Raw genomic sequence first — 17,914 nt, 5'->3', positions numbered from 1 at the left:
CTGGTGCGGAGCCCGCCGGGCGGGAGATCATCCCCGGATGAACACTGAAACGATCACCGCAGCCGCCTCGGGCACCTGGACCCTGGGGGACATGCCGGTCAACCGCCTCGGCTTCGGGGCGATGCGCGTGCCCCAGGACGGCCCCGCCCTGCAGGCCGACTCCGTGCCCAGTGACCGCGCCCGGGCCATCGCCGTGCTGCGCCGCGCCGTCGAGCTCGGCGTGAACCACATCGACACCGCCGCCTTCTACTTCTCCCCCCTCCGCTCCGCCAACGAGCTGATCAAGAGCGCGCTCGGCGGCCCCTACCCGGACGACCTGGTCATCGCCACCAAGGTCGGCCCGCGCCGCGCCCCCTGGGGGGAGTGGGACGAGCACGCCCGTACCCCGCGCGAGCTGCGCGGCCAGGTCGAGGAGAACCTCCGCCAGCTCGGCCGCGACCACCTCGACCTGGTCAACCTCCGCGTCCTCGGCACCGACTCCGTCGCCGAACGCTTCGGCGCCCTCGCCGAACTCCGCGAAGCCGGCCTCATCCGCCACCTCGGCGTCTCCAACGTCACCCCCGAGCAACTCGCCGAGGCCCGGACCGTCGCCCCCGTGGTGTGCGTGCAGAACATGTACGGCATCGGCGTGCGCCCCGAGTACGACGCGTTCGTCCGGTTCTGCGGCGAGCAGGGCATCGCCTTCGTGCCCTTCTACTCGATAGCCGCCGCCGGCCGCGAACACGGCGCCGGCCCCGCCGCCACCGCCGAGAGCGAGGAACTGGCGGCCGTCGCCCGGGCCCACGGGGCGAGCACCGCACAGGTCCGCCTCGCCTGGACCCTGCACCGGGGACCCCACATGCTGGCCATCCCCGGCACCGGCAACCCCGCCCACCTCGAATCCAACGTCGCCGCCGGCGCCCTGCGCCTGACCGAGGACGACCTGGCCCGCCTGGAGGCCCTCCACCACCCGTAGGCGCGCGCGGCCGGACGGCCCGGGCGACGGCCCCGGGCCCACCAGCGAACCCGAACCCCTGAACGCGAGCCGTCCTCCCCGCCCGCGTCCGGCACAATCGGCGGAATGAACGATGAAGCCCCGCGCCCCCCTGCCGACCACGAAGACGACCCCTACCTCTGGCTGGAGGACGTGACCGGCGAGGCCGCCCTCGCCTGGGTGCGGGAGCGCAACGCGGAGACCGTCGCCGCGCTGACCGGCGCCCCCGCGTTCAAGGAGACGGAACGCGAGGTGCGCGAGGTCCTCGACGACGACGGCCGGATCCCGTACACCGTCCGGCGCGGCCCCCACCTCTACAACTTCTGGCAGGACGCCGACCGGCTGCGCGGCATCTGGCGCCGCACCACCCTGGAGGAGTACCGCACCGAGCACCCCCGGTGGGAGACCGTCCTCGACCTGGACGCGCTCGCCGCGGCCGAGGGCGAGCAGTGGGCCTGGGCCGGCAGCAGCGTCCTGGCCCCCGGGCACCGCCACGCCCTCGTGATGCTGTCCCGCGACGGCGCCGACGCCTGCGTGGTCCGCGAGTTCGACCTGGAGACGCTGGAGTTCGTCGAGGACGGCTTCACCGTCGCCGAGGCCAAGACCCGCGTCGGCTGGATCGACCCAGACCACCTCTGGATCGGCACCGACTTCGGCCCCGGCACCCTGTCCCCCTCCGGCTACCCCCTCCAGGTCCGCCGCTGGCGCCGCGGCACCCCCCTGCACGAGGCCGAACTCGTCTACCAGGGCCGCCCCACCGACCTCTCCGCCTCCGGCTGGCGCGACCACACCCCCGGTTTCGAACGGGACTTCGCCGCCCGCAGCATCGACTTCTGGAACCAGGAGCTGTTCCTCCTCCCCGAGGACCCCGCCGCCCCGCCGGAGAAGATCGACGTACCGGACGACGCCGTCACCGGCGTCCACCGCGAGTGGCTCCTCGTCAACCCCCGCTCACCCTGGCTCGGACACCCCGCCGGCAGCCTCCTCGCCTTCGGCTTCGACGCCTACCGGGCCGGGGACCGCACCCCACAGGTCCTGTTCACCCCGGACGAGCGCACCGCCCTCGCCGGCTACAGCTGGACCCGCAACCACCTCATCCTGCGCACCCGCGCCGACGTCTCCTCCCGCCTGGAGCTCCTCACCCCCGCCCCGGACGGCTGGACCCGTGCCCCGCTGACCGGCGTACCGCCCCTGTCGACGGCCTCGGTGACCTGCACCGACCCGGACGAGAGCGACGAGTACTTCCTCGACGTCACCGGCCACCTCCAGCCCTCCACCCTCTACCGGGGCGTGGCCGGGACCGCCGGCCTGGAGATCCTCAAGCAGGCCCCCGCCCTCTTCGACACGGCCGGGCTCACCGTCAGCCAGTACTTCGCCGCCTCGCCCGACGGCACCCGCGTGCCCTACTTCGTCATCGGCCCCGAGGACCGCCCCGGCCCCGGACCCGCCCTGCTCTACGGGTACGGCGGCTTCGAGATCTCCATGGTCCCCTCCTACAGCGCCGTCACCGGCCGGGCCTGGCTCGCCCGCGGCGGCACGTACGTCGTCGCCGGCATCCGCGGCGGCCGCGAGTACGGGCCCGCCTGGCACCAGGCCGCCCTCGGCGCCAACCGGGTCCGCGCCTACGAGGACTTCGCCGCCGTCGCCCGCGACCTCACCGCCCGCGGCATCACCACCCCCGCCCAGCTCGGCATCGAGGGCGGCAGCAACGGCGGCCTCCTGATGGGCGCCATGCTCACCCGCGAACCCGGCCTGTTCGGCGCCGTCGTCGCCCACGTCCCGCTCCTCGACATGCTCCGCTTCCACAAGCTCCTCGCCGGAGCCAGCTGGACCGCCGAATACGGCGACCCCGACGACCCGGCGGACCGGCCCCACCTCGAAGCCATCTCCCCCTACCACCGGATCAGCGCCGAAGGCCCCCCGTACCCGCCCCTGCTGCTGCTCACCTCCACCCGCGACGACCGGGTCCACCCCGGACACGCCCGCAAGATGGCCGCCCGGCTGCGGGAACTCGGACACCCCGTCCTCTTCCACGAGCACCTCGGCGGCGGCCACGCCGGAGCCACCGACCACCAGCAGACCGCCTTCAACGAGGCCCTCGTGCACACCTTCCTCCGGGAGCACCTGACCCCGCCGAGGTGACCGACCGGCGCGCTGCCCCGCCGACCGCGCCGGGCCTGGTGGAATGGACCGGCCGACGGCCCGCACCGGGCCGCCGGCCGGGCGCGGGAACGGAGGACACGTGTCGGATCGCGACGGGCACCCCAGCGGCCGGACCCCCCACGGGGACCCGCACCGGGCGCCGTCGCCGGCCGAGACCCTGGAGGCCATCGGCACCGGCGACGACGAGACCACCACCTGCCGGGAACTCGCCGCGTTCGTCCTCCGCACCCTGGCCGACGCGGCCGCCGTCGACCTGGCCGTCGAGGGCCGCACCGAGCGGGTCGCCGCGGCCGGAGCCGTCGGCCTGCTCCGCGCCCCCGCTCCGGTGCCCGTCGGCCGGGCCGCCGTCCGCGCGGTCGACGAGGGCCACCCGCTGCGCAGCTGGACCCTGCGCCCCGGGGCCTCCCCGGTGCACGGCCTGTCCGTGGCGCTGACCCGGCACGGGACCTCGTACGGGACCCTCCTCGCGGTGCGCACCGGCTCCGCCTTCACCGACCGCGAGGCCGCCGCCCTGCACTTCGCGGCGCGGGTCGCGGCCGTGCAGGTCCGCCACGCCCGCCGCCTCGCCGCCACCGAACGCGTCGCGCTCGACCTCCAGCGGGCCCTCGTCGCCGGCCCCGGCCGCCCCCACCCCAACCTGCTGATCGCCGGCCGCTACCTGCCCGTCGGACCGAGCGCCCTGGTCGGGGGCGACTGGTTCGAGGCGGTCCGGCTGCACTTCGGCCGGACCCTGCTGGTCGTCGGCGACGTGATGGGCCACGGCCTGGACGCCGCCGTGGACATGAACGCCTACCGCTCCACCCTGCGCGAGGTGGCCTCCACCGAACTCGCCCCGCACCGCGTGCTGCGCCAGCTCGACGCCCTGGTCGCGGGGGACGCGGCCCGCCGTCCCGCCACCTGTCTGCTCGCCCGCGTCGACCCGGCGCGCGGCACCGCCCTCTTCGCCTGCGCCGGCCACCTGCCGCCCGCGGTGTTCGCCGCCGACGGCACCGGCCGGCTGCTGGACGTGCCGGTCGGGCCGCCGCTCGGCACGGGCCTGGGCGGGTACGAGTCCGCGGCCCACCCCTTCACCGGCGAGGACACCCTGGTCCTCTACACCGACGGGCTCGTGGAGCGGCGCGGCGAGGACATCGAGGACTCCCTGGCCCGGCTGACGGCCCTGCGGCTGCCGGCCGGCGCGAGCGCGGCGGAGGCCGTGGACGCGCTGGTGGCGGGCCTCGACGCGCGCCACGCCGAGGACGACGTCGCCGTGCTCACCGCCAGGATCCGCTCCCGGCCCGCGCACCCGTGACACGGGCCCGGGCCTCAGGCGTGGGCGCGGGCGATGAGGAGGGCGACGTCGTCGTGCGTGTCGGGGCGGCGCAGGGCCGACAGCAGCAGGTCGCAGGTCTCCTCGATCGGCCGGTGGGGGCCCGCCAGCAGGTCGGTCAGGATCAGCAGCCGGGTGTCGATGTCCTGGTCGCGGGTCTCGACCAGCCCGTCGGTGTACAGGACCAGCTCGTCGCCCTCGTCCAGGGTGAACGCGGTGGTGTGGAAGGGGACGCCGCCGACCCCCAGCGGCACGGCGGTGGTCAGCTGGACCAGCCTCGGCTGGCGCCCGTGGCGCAGGTGCACCGGCGGCAGGTGGCCGGCCGTGGCGATGTGGCAGAGCCGCGTGTGCGGGTCGTAGACGGCGTAGACGCAGGTGGCCATGGCCTCGCCGAGGTCGGCGGTGGCCGCGTCGAGGTGGGTGAGGACCGTCGCGGGGTCGAGGCCCAGGCGGCCCAGCGCCCGGGCGGTGGCGCGCAGCTGCCCCATCGTCGCGGCGGCGTTGATGCCGCTGCCCATCACGTCGCCGACGACCAGCGCCGTCCGGTCGCCGGTGAGCGGGATGACGTCGAACCAGTCGCCGCCGATCTCGTCGGCGGCCCCGGCCGGCTGGTACCGGTAGGCGATGTCCAGGCCGGGGGCGTCCGGCGGGTGCTGCGGCAGCAGGTGGCGCTGGAGGGCGAGGGCGGCGTGGCGCTGGCGCTGGTACCAGCGGGCGTTGTCGATGGACACGGCGGCGTGGGCGGCCAGCTCGGCGGCGAGGAGCACGTCGTCCTGGCCGAAGGGGACGGGGTTGCGGGCGCGCTTGAGGTCGAGGGTGCCCAGGACCTGGCTGCGGGCGATCAGCGGGACGGCGAGGTACGAGTGCACCCCCGCCTCGTCCAGCAGCCGGGCTGCCTCCTCGTCGCGGGCGATGCGCGGCAGGTCTTCCGGGGTGACGTGCGGGACGAGGACGGGCCGGGCGGTGCGGGCGCAGCGCGCCACCAGCCGGTCGGTGCGGTACAGGGCGACGTCCCCGACGGGGTCGGCGGCGTCCTCGGCGGGGGTGCGGTAGCCGGCCTTGACCGCGAGCGCCCGGAACCGCACGGCCCGCTCGTCGGGGCCGTCGCCGGGACGGCCGCCCGTGAGGACGGTGTCGAGGACGTCGACGGCGGCGATGTCGGCGATCTCCGGCACGGCGACGTCGGCGAGTTCCCGGGCGGTGATGTCCAGGTCGAGGGTGGTGCCGATGCGCACCGAGGCGTCGGCGATCAGCGACAGGCGGCGCCGTGCGTGGGCCGCGGAGACCGAGACCCGGTGCTGTTCGGTCACGTCCACCACCGACACGGCGACGCCGATCACCCGGGCGGACTGGTCCTCCAGCCGGTAGATGGACACCAGCCAGGCGCGTTCGCCCTCGTCGTCGGAGATCGTGCCGGTGGTGAAGCTGTCGAGCACCGGCACGCCGGTCTCCATGACCTCGCGCATCCTGGCCTCGACGGCCGGAGCGTCCAGGAAGGGGAGTATGTCGGCGATCCGCTGCCCGAGGTGCCGCTCGGAGGGGACCCCGTTGATGCGCTCCAGGGCCGGGTTGACCAGGACGTACCGCAGGTCGGTGTCGAGGACGGCCAGGCCGATGGGGGACTGGTCGACCATCCGGAGGGAGAGGGCGAGATCGCGTTCGACCCGGCGCAGGGTGGCCTGTTCCGAGGCGAGGCCGAGGGCGAACATCCCGCCGTGGTCGGCCTGGAGCCGCATGTTGCGGAACTCGACGAGGACGGTGTGGCCGTCGCGGTGGCGCACGGGGAACGACCCCGCCCAGGCGCCCTGGCCCGCCATCACCTGGGCGAACAGGCCGAGGACCTCCTCGCGGTTGTCCTCCGCCACCAGCAGGCTCGCCGCGTACCGGCCCAGGGCCTCTTCGGCGGGGTAGCCGAACAGGGCGGCGGCCTGCGGGCTCCACAGCCGGATCCGGCCCTCGTCGTCCAGTACCACGGCGGCCACCCCGAGGACGTCGAGGAGCCCGCCCGCCGAGGGGGACCCGGCCGGCGGGGATCCCGGCTGCGGAGCCGGAGTCGGAGCCGGAGCCGGGGTCGGCGGGGGTGCGACGGGTCCGGGGCCGGGCCCGGGTGCGAGCGCGGGGGGCTCGTCCCCGGGGCCATCGGCCGGCGGAGCGGGCTGCGCATCGGCCATCACCGGCCTCCTCACCCGGACGGAGCTCCTTCCATGCTGAGGCCCCGCCTCGGGCCCGGCGACCCGGCGGGGGCCATCGGGGCCGGTGGGGCCGTGTGTGAGGGCTGTGGGTGACGGCCGGGGGCGCCGCCGCACGGGCCGAGGCCCCCGGCCGGGTGGTCAGTGGAAGAGCATGGAGGCGCCGCCGGCCGCCGTCGTGACGGAGCCCGGGCACAGGAAGCTGCCCGAGGCCTTGGTGGCGGTGAAGGCGCGGTTGACGTACTTGCGGGTGGTCCCGTCGCGGTCCCACACGATGTTCGTGGCCTTGTAGCGGCAGGAGATGAAGCTCTGGCTCCCGGTGATGTCGATCAGGTCCGTGCGGGCGGTGGCGGTCGCGTCGTCGAACGTGAAGGCCGGGTTGTTGTTGAGGGAGGCGGTGATCCCGCCGTCGCAGGCGAGGTTGCCGCCGGGCTTGTTGATGCTGGTGCGGTCGACGGTGAGGGCGGTGGGGGGATTGGCGCTGGTGCGGGCGTTGGTCCAGGTGCAGGTGTTGCCCGAGACCACGATCACGCCGTCGGCCTTCTGGTCGGCGGTGGGGCCGAGGGCTGCGGCGCTGGTGACACTGGCCGCGGTGGCCGCGAGGGCCAGGGCCGCTATGGCGAGTTTCGCGCGGTGCATCATGTCGCTCCTCCGTGACACGTCCTTGTGGGGGTGTGGTGCGAGGGCGGTACCGAGTGCGCAGGGAGCGTGCCACAGGGGTCTTGAGAAGTCGCGACTGATGTCATGCGCGTGTCAAGTATGGCCGGAAGGTGACGGTCGCCGGCGGGTCGGGGGAGGGACGCGCGGCGTCGGGCGGCCGGGGTCAGGGGAGGTCGGCGGGGGCCGTTTCGGCCTCGTACACGTGCGGTGCGTCGCCCTGCCATTCGATCAGCGGGACCCCGCCGCCGAGGACCACCTCGTCGGGGTCGGGCACCTCGGCGCGGCGCAGGAACTCGATGACGTCGGCGTCCGAGTGCGCGACGCCCAGGACCGATTCGCGCCCCCCGGTGCGCAGGCTCACCCGGCGGCCGCCCGACGGCGAGACGCGGTGTACGACGATCGGCGCGTGCTCCATCCCTCCACCGTGGATCCGGCCCGGGCGGGGCGCATCCGGAGGGGATCCGGACAGCGGGACGGACGGGGCGGCGTACACCGGCGTACTACCTGGGGAGTACGCCGGGAACGCTACGCCCGGGTGACGCGGGTGAAGGCGGGGCCGGTCTAGCGTGATCGTATGGAAACGCGGAGCGTACGCCCGGGACCCCCGTGGCGGCAGTGGGTGCGGCGGACCGGGCGGGGCCCGGCCTGGCGGTCCGCGCTGCTCGTCGCGGTCCTCGCCCAGGCCGGCTCGGGGTGGGCGGCCCAGGCGCACACCGGCCGGGTACCGCTGGACGCCTTCGCCCGGATCCTGCTCCTGGCCGGCCCCGCCCTGCTGGTGGTACGGCACCGGTACCCGGTCGCCGTCGCCTACGGGGTCAGCGCCGTCACCCTGGTGTACCTCGCCGCCGGTTTCCCCTACGGCCCGGTCTTCGCCGCCGTGGCCGTGGCCTGCTTCGCGGCCGTCGTCGCCGGACACCGCCGGGCCGCCTGGGGCGCCGCGGGCCTGCTCTGGGCCGGACACCTCCTCATCGCGCACTGGCTCTACCCCTGGCTCCCGCCCGCGGGGGACGGGCCGGGCCCCTGGGGACAGGAGCTGGGCGTCACGGCCTGGGTGCTGGCGATGTTCGCCGTCTTCGAGCTGGTCCGGCTGCGCCGCGAGCAGTGGGCGCGGGAGCGGGCCGAGCGGGCGGCCGCCGCGGGCCGCCGGGCCGACGAGGAACGGCTGCGGATCGCCCGCGAGCTGCATGACGTGCTCGCCCACAGCATCTCGGTGATCAACGTCCAGGCCGGAGTCGGACTGGCCCTGCTCGACACCGACCCCGAGCAGGCCCGTACCGCGCTGACCACCATCAAGGCCGCCGGCAAGGAGGCGCTCGGCGAGGTACGCCAGGTCCTCGACGCCCTCCGCGCCCCCGGCGCCGCCCCCCGCGCCCCGGCCCCGGGCCTCGACCGCCTCCCGGAGCTCGTCGGGCAGGCCGCCGCCACGGGGCTCACCGTCGCCACCGAGACGGTGGGCAGGGCCCGGCCCCTGCCGCCCGGAGCGGACCTGGCGGCCTTCCGCATCCTCCAGGAGGCACTGACCAACGTCGTGCGCCACTCCGGATCCCGCACCGCCCGCATCCGCCTCGCCTGGCGGCCCGACGCCCTCGAACTGCGGGTGGACGACGACGGCCCGGCCACCGGCAGCCCCGCCGGCGGCAGCGGCAACGGCCTCGCCGGGATGCGGGAGCGGGCCGCCTCCCTCGGCGGGACCGTCGAGGCCGGCCCGCGGGCCGACGGCGGCTTCCGCATACGGGCGACCCTCCCGCTGGAGGCCGCCCCCGACCTCGGCCCGGACCCCGACCGGGAGGCCCCGTGATCCGCGTCCTGCTCGCCGACGACCAGCTGCTCGTACGGGCCGGGTTCCGGGCCCTGCTCGACGCCCAGCCCGACATCGCGGTGACCGGCGAGGCGGCCGACGGCCGGGAGGCCGTCCGGCTGGCCCGGGAACTGCGCCCCGACGTCGTCCTGATGGACATCCGCATGCCGGACCTCGACGGGCTCGCCGCCACCCGCGCCATCACCGCCGACGGCACGCTCGCGGACGTCCGGGTGGTCATGCTGACCACCTTCGAGCTCGACGAGTACGTGTTCGAGGCGATCCGCGCCGGCGCCTCCGGCTTCCTGGTCAAGGACACCGAGCCGGCGGAGCTCCTGCGCGCGGTGCGGGCGGTGGTCGCCGGTGACGCACTGCTCTCCCCGGGCGTCACCCGCCGCCTGATCTCCGAGTTCGCCGCCCGGTCCCGCGAACCGGCCTCCGCCGAGGGGCTGGAGCGGCTCACCGCCCGTGAGCGGGAGGTGATGGCCCTGGTCGGCATGGGCCTGTCCAACGAGGAGATCGCCCGCCGCCTGGTGGTCAGCCCGCTCACCGCGAAGACGCACGTCAGCCGCACGATGGTCAAGCTCGGCGCCCGTGACCGGGCCCAGCTGGTGGTCCTGGCCTACGAGTCGGGCCTGGTCCGCCCGGGCTGGCTCGGCTGACCGCTACCGCGCGGGAAGTACGCGCGGTGCAGCCGGCCGTAGGACGCCCCGGACGTGCTCCCGGGGCCAGTCTCGGAGGAAGACGAGCCACCACGAGCCCCGAGGAGCCGAACGCCATGAACACCCTCACCCCCCTCACCACCCTCGCCTACGACGGGCCCGGCCCGTGGATCCTGCTGGCCCCCCTGCTCTGGGCGGCCGTCGTGGTCACCGTCGTCACCGTGCTGCGCCGCACCGCCTGGCGCGGCGGCCGCCGCTCACCGTGGCAGGCGCCCCGCGAGAGCGTGCCCGCCGGACATTCGCCGATCGCCGTCCTGGGCCGGCGCTTCGCCTCCGGCGAGATCGACGAGGACGAGTACTGGCGCCGCCTGTCCGTCCTGGACGAACAGTTCGGCCGCCCCCTCAAGGACGGCCCGGCCTGAGACCGGCACCGCGCCCGGGCCGGGCACGCGTGGGAGGCTGGGGGCATGTGCGGCCGTTACGTCTCCACCCGAAGCCCCGAGGACCTGACGGGCCTCTTCGGCACCGCCCCGCCCGCCCCCGACCTGGTCCTGCCGCCCAGCTGGAACGTGGCCCCCACCGACCCGGTGTGGGCCGTGCTGGAGCGTGCGGACCGGGAGACCGGGCTCCTGGAGCGGCAGTTGCGGGCCCTGCGCTGGGGGCTGGTGCCGTCCTGGTCCAAGAGCCCGGACGGCGGCGCCCGGATGATCAACGCCCGGGTCGAGACCGTCGACCAGAAGCCCGCCTACCGCCGCGCCTTCGCCAAACGCCGCTGCCTGCTGCCCGCCGACGGCTTCTACGAGTGGGAGGCCGTCCCGGCGACCGCCACCGCCAAGGCCTACAAGCAGCCGTACTTCATCAGCCCGCAGGACGGCTCGCTGATGGCGATGGCGGGCCTGTACGAGTTCTGGCGCGACCCCGGCGTCGCGGACCCCGACGACCCGGCCGCCTGGTGGTCCACCTGCACCGTCATCACCACCGAGGCCACCGACGCCGCCGGCCGTGTCCACCCCCGCATGCCCCTGGCGCTCGCCCCGGCCGACTACGACGCATGGCTGGACCCCGCCCACGAGGACCCGTCCGCCCTGCGCGCCCTCCTCACCACCCCGGCCGCCGGCCGGCTGGAGGCCCGCCCGGTCACCACCGCGGTCAACAGCGTCCGCAACAACGGCCCCGAACTCCTCGCCGCCGCCCCGGACCCCGCCTGACGCACGCACCGTGCGCGGTGCCCGGCGCCTCAGGACAGGCCGAGCGCCGTGCGCAGGGCCCGCGCCGAGGTGAAGACGTGGCCGCGCATGCCGAGGGCGCGGGCCGCGCGGACGTTCTCCTCGCGGTCGTCGACGAACAGCACGCCGTCGCCTGGTACACCGAGCCTCCGCAGGCACCACTCGTACGCCGCCGCCTCGGGCTTGGCGTGCCCGATGCGGCAGGACAGGCCGCGCACCCGGAAGTGCGCCAGCCAGGGGTGGTGGTGCTCGTAGTGGGCGGCCAGCTCCTCCGGGATGTTCGACAGCAGGGCGACCGTCCGCCCGGACGCCGCGAGTTCCCCGATCAGGGCCACCATCTCCTCGTCCACCGCGCTCCAGCTCGCGACGTCGGCCGCGACGAGCGCGACCGTGCGCTGCGCGTCGAAGCGGGTGCCCAGGGCATCGGCGACCGACCGCCAGTAGCCGGGCCCGTTCACCCGGCCGCTGTCGTAGGGCGGCCGCAGCGACCAGTACGCCTCCCAGAACTCCGCCTCGGACACCCCGGCCCCGGCCGCCGCGACGAGCCGGGCCCGGCCCTCCGGGGACTGCACCCGGGCGATGACCCCGAACATGTCGAAGAGCAGGGTCTGGGGGGTCCCGGCCTCGGTCGCGGCGGTCTCGCTCTCGGCGGTCTCGGTGGTCTCGGTCCCGGTCATGCGGTCATACCTTCCGTACGGTGACGCCGGCCGCGGCCAGCGCGTCGGTGGCGTCCTGCGGGGCCTGCGCGTCGGTGACCACGGCGTGCAGCGCCGAGGCGGGCAGGACGTGCGCGAGGGCGGTGCGCGAGAGTTTCGCCGACTCGGTGACGGCCACGACCCGGCGGGCCGAGGCGATCGCCGCGCGCTTGACGGCGGCGTCGGCCAGGTCGTAGGCGGTCAGCCCGTCGGCCGCCGTCAGGCCGCAGCAGCCGATGACCGCGGTGTCGAAGCGCAGGGCGGCGAGCGAAGCCTCGGTCAGCGGCCCGGTCAGCGCGAGTTCCCCGCGGCGCGGCGCCCCGCCGGGCAGCAGCAGCGTCAGGCGGGGCGCGTCCGCCAGGGCGTTGGCGGCGTGCAGCGACAGGGGCATGACCGTCAGCCGCCGGTGGTGCAGGGCCCGGGCCACCTCCAGGCAGGTGGTCCCGCTGTCCAGCACCACCGACTCCCCGTCCGCCAGCAGCGCCGCGACCTCGGCGGCCAGGCGCCGCTTGACCTCCAGCCCGTCCCGGGCCCGCAGCGGGAACGGGGTCTCCTCGCCGCGCAGCAGCAGACTGCGTGCCCCGCCCCGGTAGCGCTCCAGCACCCCCTGCTCGGACAGGGCCTCCAGGTCGCGGCGGATCGTCATATCGGAGGCGCCGGTGAGCTCCGCGAGCTCGGCGACGCTACGGCTGCCACTGGCGCGCACGGCGTCGGTGATCTGCCTCAGGCGGTCAGCACTCATACCCCGATTGAACATTCCACGTGTTCGGAATGCAAGTTTCGAACATCGAAACTGTTTGTTATGTTCGATCGTATGGAGACGGAGAAGGCCGCACCGGCGGCCGCACCCACCACCACAGCCACGACCGCACTCAGGAGGGCGCGGGCGGCCACCACCGCCTGCTTCGCCCTCAACGGATTCGTCATGGGCATGTGGATCGTGCACATCCCGGCGGTGGAGCAGCGCACCGGCGTCGGGCACGCCCTGCTCGGCTGGCTCCTGCTGCTCCTGGGAGCCGGCGCCTTCGCCGGGATGCGGATCGCCGGGCCGCTCACCGACCGCTTCGGCGCCCGCCGTGCCGTCCCCGCCGGTGCGGGGCTGTGCAGCGCCGCCGTGGTGCTGCCCGGGCTGGCCGCCGACGCCTGGGCCCTGGGCGGTGCCCTGGTGCTGCTCGGCTTCGGCAACGGCTGCCTGGACGTCGCCATGAACACCCACGCCGTCCAGGTCGAACGCCGCTACGGCCGCCCCGTCATGTCCGCCTTCCACGCCGTGTTCTCCCTCGGCGGAGTGCTCGCCGCCCTGGCCGGCGCCCTCGCGCTCGGCGCAGGCCGGACCCCAGCCGCCACCCTGGGCGCCACCGCCCTCGGCGGGACCCTCCTCGCCCTCCTCCTCACGCCCGCCCTCCTGCCGAAGGAACCCGCGGCCGCGGCGGCCCCGCCCCAGGCCGGCCGGACCGGCCGCCGGAGCGCGCCGCGCATCCGCATGCTCGCCGCCCTGGCCTTCCTGCTGATGCTCTGCGAGGGCGTCGCCAACGACTGGAGCGCGCTCCACCTGAGGGACTCCTTCGGCGCCCCGGCCGCCACCGCCGCGCTCGCCTACGGGGCCTTCGCCACCGCCATGACCGCCGGCCGGCTCCTCACCGACCGCCTCGCCGCCCGGACCGGCCCCGTCGCCGTCCTGCGTCGCGGAGCCGCGCTCGCGGGGGCCGGGCTCGCCCTGGCCGTCGCCGCGCCCGCCGTGCCGGTGGCCCTGGCGGGCTGGACCCTGTTCGGGGCGGGCCTGTCCGGCTGCGTCCCGCAGCTGTTCAGCGCCGCCGGGCACGCCGACCCCGGCGCCGCCGGAGCCAACGTCTCCCGCGTCGCGGGCCTCGGCTACCTCGGCATGCTGGCCGGCCCCGCCGTCATCGGCCCGCTCACCCGCCTCGTCCCGCTCGGCCCGGCCCTGCTGCTGCCCGTGGCCTGCTGCGCCTTCGCCGCCCTGGCCGCCCCCGCCCTCCGCCCGGCCCCGGCGCCCGGCGCCCCGGCCACGGCACCCCGGCGGCCGGTGGTTCCGTAGCCGTACGCCCGTGGCGGGCCGATAGTGGAGACGTGAGCGATGACGGGAAGCGGGACTCGCAAGCGGCGGCCGAGCCCGCGGAGGGGACCACCTGGTCCGGGACCGAGGGCGCCCGGGCCTTCGCCGCCGTGGAGGCGGCCACGGACTGGCTGCTCGGCTACCCCTTCGTCTTCCGGGCCCTGGCCCGCCGCGGCATCGGCGCCGGCGCCGTCATCGTCGACTACGGCTGCGGGCCCGGCAAGGTGGCCGACCGGGCTGCCCGGCTGCTGGGGGCACGGGTGATCGGGGTGGACACCTCACCCGAGATGCTGGCGCTGGCCCGCGCCCCGGGCACCGCCGTCGCGGAGTTCCACCTGGTCGAGGGCGGCCGGACGGCCGGCCTCGCCGACGGCTGCGCGGACGCGGTGATGTGCAGCCACGTGCTCGCCTCGCTGCCCGACGAGGAGACCGTCGTGTCGGTCTTCCTGGAGGTCCGCCGACTGCTGCGCCCCGGAGGCCCGTTCGTCCTGCTGTCCACCGACCCGGACTGCGGCGGGACGGAGTACGCCTCCCTGCGCATCGGCGGCCCCGGCCCGGCCCGCGCGCCGGGCCAGGAGCTGAGCGTGGGGCTGCGGCGCACGGACGGCACCTGGCAGGAGGTGCGCAACCACGCCTGGCCCGTCGCCCGGATCCCCGTGCTGCTGGAGCGGGCCGGGTTCCGCGACGTCCTCCAGGAACGGCCGACGTTCGACGAGGCGCGGGCCGAAGCCGACCCGGAGCTGGTCCGCAGCCGCCCCTGGACCGCCGAACGGGAACGGCCCCCGCTGGTGGTCACCACGGCCCTGGCCGACACCGCGAGGGCGATCCCGCGATGAAGCAAAGGCCTTCAAGGGCTCGCGGGGGGACTCCGCGGTACGGACACCTGGTGCAGCCGCAGGGCGAGCTGGAGCTCCAGGGCCCGGTCGGGGGACTGCCAGTCCGGACCCAGGAGGCTGCCTATCCGCTCCAGGCGCTGCACCACGGTGTTCACGTGCACGTGCAGCGCCTCCTTCGCGCGGGCCTGGCTCATGCCCGACGCGAAGTAGACCCGCAGCGTGTGCAGTAGGTCGCTGCCGCGCCGGGCGTCGTAGTCCAGCACGGGCCCCAGCGCCGCCCGGACGTACCCGGACAGGTCCGGCCGGTCGCCCAACAGGACGCCGAGGAACCCGAGTTCGGCGAGGGTACTGCCGTCCCCGGCCCGGCCCAGGGCGCACAGGGTCGTCAGACAGCGCAGGGCCTCCGCGTGCGCGCCGGGCAGGGCCGCCGGACCGCCCTCGGCCCGCGCCGCGCCGACCGTCACCGGGGCGCCCACGGACCGCCCCAGCGCCGCCGCCAGCCCGGCGGCGTCCGCACCCGTGTCCCCCGAGGGCGCCAGCAGCACCGCGTGGTCGTGGTGGACCCCCGCCAGCCCCCGCCGTTCCCGGGCCTGGTGCGCGGCGGCCGCGAGCAGGCGCGGGCGCGGGGCGGTGTCGCTGTGCAGCACGAACAGGGCGTGCGGGCGGGCCAGATCGACGCCCAGCCGCCGGGCCCGCTCGGCCAGCCCCGCCGGATCCCCGGACGGGCCCAGCAGATCACCGAGCAGCTCCCCGCGGATCCGGTCCTCGGTCTGCGCGACCGACCGCCGCAGGAGCAGCAGCAGGGCCGTGACCATGGCCGCCCGCTCGAACAGCCGCCGCCCGGCCTCGTCCAGACCGGGCCGCCCGGTCAGGGTGACGCTGCCCAGCAGCTCGGGGCCGGCCAGGACCGCGCACACCCAGCTTCCCTCCGCCGCGACGGCCCGCCCGCTGCTCCGGGACGCCGTCACGGCCCGGGCGGGCGGCGCCCCGGCACGGGTCCGCGAACGGGCCAGCTCCACGCCCTCGGCGTCGTGCACGAGCGTCCCCCCGTCCAGCAGCGCGCCGATGGCCGCCGCCACCTCGCCCAGGTCCCCGCCGCGCAGCACCAGGCCCGTCAGCCGGTCGTGCGCCTCCTCCGCCCGGCGCATCGCGTCGCTGTTCTCCTGGATGGTGCGGGAGGCCACGCCCAGTTCGGCCAGCGCCCGCCGGGTCTCCTCCAGCAGCCGGGCCCCGTCGATCGCGATGGCCGCGTGGTCGGCCAGCGAGGACAGCAGCGCCACCTCGCGCGGGCCGAACTCGCGCGGGCTGCGGTCGGCGGCGAACAGCACCCCGATCACCCGGGCGCCCAGCCGCAGCGGCACCCCCAGGATGGCGTGCAGGTCCTCCTCGCCGACCGCGCTGTCGATGGGCCCGGTGTGCCGGAAGCGGGGGTCGCGCTGGTAGTCCCCGGTGGCGTACGGGCGGGCGGTCTGCGCGACCAGCCCGCCCAGTCCCTCGCCCATGCCGAGCCGCAGCTGCTGGAACGCCGCCGACACCGAACCGTCGGTGACCCGCATGAACGTGTCCCCGGCGGCCTCGTCGTTCAGCGACAGGTACGTGACGTCGGTGTGCAGCAGCTGCTTGGCCCGGTGGGTGATGGCCCGCAGCACCGAGTCCAGGTCCCGCAGCGCCGCGAGGTCGCCCGCCGTGTCGAACAGCGCGGTCAGCTCCGCCTCGCGCGTGCGGTGCTGGGCCAGCGTGCGGTGGACCTCCAGGGCCACCCCGGCGGCCTCCTCCAGGGCGGCCACCTCGGCCGCGGCGGCCCCCGCCGCGCGCGCGGACGCGGCCGGCCGGGAGAACTCCTCGGCCGGCGCGCCCTGGGCCAGCAGCCCGAGCAGTTCCCGCAGCCCCGCGTCGATCACGCCGCCGAGCATACGGGCCGCCCGCTCAACGCCCGCTCGGGGTGGCGGCCGTGGCCACCGGCGCGGCCTTCGCCGCCCCCGTGAGACTGCGGCCCCGGGTCTCCCGGGCGGCGACCGCGGCCACCGTGGTGACCAGCGCCGTCGCGCACAGGTACACGGACACCGGCACGGACGAGCCGTAGTCCTTGAGCAGCTCGACGGCGACGATCGGCGCGAGCGCCCCACCGATCAGGGAGGCCAGCTGGGAGCCCATCGACGCGCCCGAGTACCGCACCCGGGTGTCGAACATCTCCGAGATGAACGCCGCCTGCGGCCCGTACATCGCCCCGTGCAGCAGCAGCCCCGCCGTGACGGCGACGGCGATCACCGCGAACGACCGCGAGTCGAGCAGCGCGAAGAACGCGAACGCCCACACGGCCATTCCGGCCGACCCCACCAGCGTCACCGCCCGCCGCCCGATCCGGTCCGACAGCGCGCCCCACAGCGGGATCGTCACGAAGTGCACGGCCGAGCCGATCAGCACGGCGTTGAGGGCGTCCGACTTGGGCAGGTGCAGGTGCACCGTGACGTACACGAGCAGGAAGGCGGTGAGCACGTAGTACGAGACGTTCTCCCCGAGCCGCACCCCGATCGCCGTCACGACCTCCCGCCAGTGCACCCGGAACACCTCCAGCACCGGCGGCCGCTGCCGGAGCCCCGCCGCCTCCTCGGCCTCCGCCCGCGCCCGCGCCTCCAGGAACGCCGGCGACTCCGACACCGAGATCCGGATCCACAGCCCGACGACCACCAGCACCCCGGACAGCAGGAACGGAACCCGCCATCCCCAGGCGAGGAACGCCTCGTCCGACTGCACGGCCGCCAGCAGCGCCAGCACCCCGGTGGCGAGCAGGTTCCCGCCGGGCGCCCCGGCCTGCGGCCACGAGGCCCAGAACCCCCGGTGCCGGTCGCCCCCGTGCTCGGCGACCAGCAGCACGGCCCCGCCCCACTCCCCGCCCAGCGCGAACCCCTGCACCAGCCGCAGCAGGGTCAGCAGCACGGGCGCGGCGGCGCCGACGCTCGCGTGCGTGGGCAGCAGCCCGATGGCGAAGGTGGCCCCGCCCATCATCAGCAGACTCACCACCAACAGCCGCTTCCGCCCGATCCGGTCCCCGAAGTGCCCGAACACCACCCCGCCGAGCGGCCGCGCGGCGAACCCGACGGCATAGGTGAGGAACGCCAGCAGCGTCCCGACGAGGGGGTCGCTGGCCGGGAAGAACAGGGTGTTGAACACGAGGGCGGCGGCGGATCCGTAGAGGAAGAAGTCGTACCACTCGACGGTGGTCCCGACGAGACTGGCGGCGACGACTCTTCTGATGTTCCCGGGGCGGGCTGACGGTGTGGCAGAGGCGGCCATGAGTACCACTTCCGGACGGGGGCGGGGACGTTTCC

General features: G+C 75.8%; 16 protein-coding genes. 9 read left to right on the top strand and 7 right to left on the bottom strand.

Features of this window, described 5'->3' with window-relative positions:
- The first annotated feature begins 37 nt into the window (after positions 1-37).
- The 3 genes from ACFY0O_RS23625 to ACFY0O_RS23615 all read left to right on the top strand — a co-directional run bounded on the left by ACFY0O_RS23625 (position 38) and on the right by ACFY0O_RS23615 (position 4,427).
- Positions 38-955, top strand: coding sequence for an aldo/keto reductase (locus tag ACFY0O_RS23625; RefSeq protein WP_388949606.1), 918 nt, complete (start codon positions 38-40; stop codon positions 953-955).
- 105 nt (positions 956-1,060) lie between these two features.
- A complete protein-coding gene (locus ACFY0O_RS23620; protein ID WP_388949604.1) occupies positions 1,061-3,115 on the top strand; it encodes a prolyl oligopeptidase family protein in 2,055 nt (684 codons plus the stop codon).
- 100 nt (positions 3,116-3,215) lie between these two features.
- A complete protein-coding gene (locus ACFY0O_RS23615; protein ID WP_388949601.1) occupies positions 3,216-4,427 on the top strand; it encodes a PP2C family protein-serine/threonine phosphatase in 1,212 nt (403 codons plus the stop codon).
- A gap of 14 nt (positions 4,428-4,441) precedes the next feature.
- On the opposite strand, the gene ACFY0O_RS23610 is transcribed toward ACFY0O_RS23615, so the two are convergent.
- From ACFY0O_RS23610 to ACFY0O_RS23600, 3 genes are all read right to left on the bottom strand, one after another.
- Entirely contained in the window at positions 4,442-6,616 is a 2,175-nt protein-coding gene (locus ACFY0O_RS23610; protein WP_388949599.1) for a SpoIIE family protein phosphatase, read from the bottom strand.
- A 159-nt stretch (positions 6,617-6,775) separates the two neighbouring features.
- Entirely contained in the window at positions 6,776-7,276 is a 501-nt protein-coding gene (locus ACFY0O_RS23605; RefSeq protein ID WP_388949596.1) for a hypothetical protein, read from the bottom strand.
- Between the two features lie 181 nt (positions 7,277-7,457).
- Positions 7,458-7,709: a hypothetical protein gene (locus ACFY0O_RS23600; protein WP_358892080.1), complete on the bottom strand. Its 252-nt coding sequence runs from the start codon at positions 7,707-7,709 to the stop codon at positions 7,458-7,460.
- Between the two features lie 159 nt (positions 7,710-7,868).
- Here ACFY0O_RS23600 and ACFY0O_RS23595 point away from each other — a divergent pair, with 159 nt between their 5' ends.
- The 4 genes from ACFY0O_RS23595 (at position 7,869) to ACFY0O_RS23580 (ending at position 10,962) form a co-directional block, all read left to right on the top strand.
- Positions 7,869-9,092: a sensor histidine kinase gene (locus ACFY0O_RS23595; protein ID WP_388949593.1), complete on the top strand. Its 1,224-nt coding sequence runs from the start codon at positions 7,869-7,871 to the stop codon at positions 9,090-9,092.
- A complete protein-coding gene (locus ACFY0O_RS23590) occupies positions 9,089-9,754 on the top strand; it encodes a response regulator (RefSeq protein WP_388949590.1) in 666 nt (221 codons plus the stop codon). The genes ACFY0O_RS23595 and ACFY0O_RS23590 overlap by 4 nt, the downstream gene beginning before the upstream one ends.
- A 116-nt stretch (positions 9,755-9,870) precedes the next feature.
- Positions 9,871-10,176 (top strand): SHOCT domain-containing protein, encoded by a 306-nt coding sequence (locus ACFY0O_RS23585; RefSeq protein ID WP_388949588.1) that lies wholly within the window; start codon positions 9,871-9,873, stop codon positions 10,174-10,176.
- A 45-nt stretch (positions 10,177-10,221) separates the two neighbouring features.
- Entirely contained in the window at positions 10,222-10,962 is a 741-nt protein-coding gene (locus tag ACFY0O_RS23580; RefSeq protein ID WP_388949586.1) for an SOS response-associated peptidase, read from the top strand.
- A gap of 29 nt (positions 10,963-10,991) precedes the next feature.
- On the opposite strand, the gene ACFY0O_RS23575 is transcribed toward ACFY0O_RS23580, so the two are convergent.
- Entirely contained in the window at positions 10,992-11,657 is a 666-nt protein-coding gene (locus tag ACFY0O_RS23575) for an HAD family hydrolase (RefSeq protein WP_388949583.1), read from the bottom strand.
- 4 nt (positions 11,658-11,661) lie between these two features.
- Positions 11,662-12,417 carry a DeoR/GlpR family DNA-binding transcription regulator gene (locus ACFY0O_RS23570; protein WP_388949581.1) on the bottom strand — a complete coding sequence of 252 codons (756 nt, stop codon included), beginning with the start codon at positions 12,415-12,417 and terminating at the stop codon, positions 11,662-11,664.
- A 72-nt stretch (positions 12,418-12,489) separates the two neighbouring features.
- Between ACFY0O_RS23570 and ACFY0O_RS23565 the strand changes: the two genes are divergently transcribed.
- The gene (locus tag ACFY0O_RS23565; protein WP_388949578.1) at positions 12,490-13,731 is read left to right on the top strand and encodes an MFS transporter; all 1,242 of its coding nucleotides are present in this window, start codon (positions 12,490-12,492) and stop codon (positions 13,729-13,731) included.
- Positions 13,732-13,763: 32 nt separating this feature from the next.
- Entirely contained in the window at positions 13,764-14,585 is an 822-nt protein-coding gene (locus ACFY0O_RS23560) for a class I SAM-dependent methyltransferase (RefSeq protein ID WP_388949576.1), read from the top strand.
- 11 nt (positions 14,586-14,596) lie between these two features.
- On the opposite strand, the gene ACFY0O_RS23555 is transcribed toward ACFY0O_RS23560, so the two are convergent.
- Together ACFY0O_RS23555 and ACFY0O_RS23550 are read right to left on the bottom strand one after the other, a co-directional pair.
- Positions 14,597-16,498, bottom strand: coding sequence for a helix-turn-helix domain-containing protein (locus tag ACFY0O_RS23555; protein ID WP_388949574.1), 1,902 nt, complete (start codon positions 16,496-16,498; stop codon positions 14,597-14,599).
- A 13-nt stretch (positions 16,499-16,511) separates the two neighbouring features.
- Positions 16,512-17,879, bottom strand: a complete 1,368-nt coding sequence (locus ACFY0O_RS23550; protein WP_388949571.1) for an MFS transporter — start codon at positions 17,877-17,879, stop codon at positions 16,512-16,514.
- Positions 17,880-17,914 lie beyond the last annotated feature (35 nt).

It is taken from the genome of Streptomyces sp. NPDC001594 (genome assembly GCF_042893675.1).
Classification (GTDB): domain Bacteria; phylum Actinomycetota; class Actinomycetes; order Streptomycetales; family Streptomycetaceae; genus Streptomyces.
Note: the sequence above shows the minus strand (reverse complement) of the source record. Positions and strands in the feature narration are given on the sequence as shown.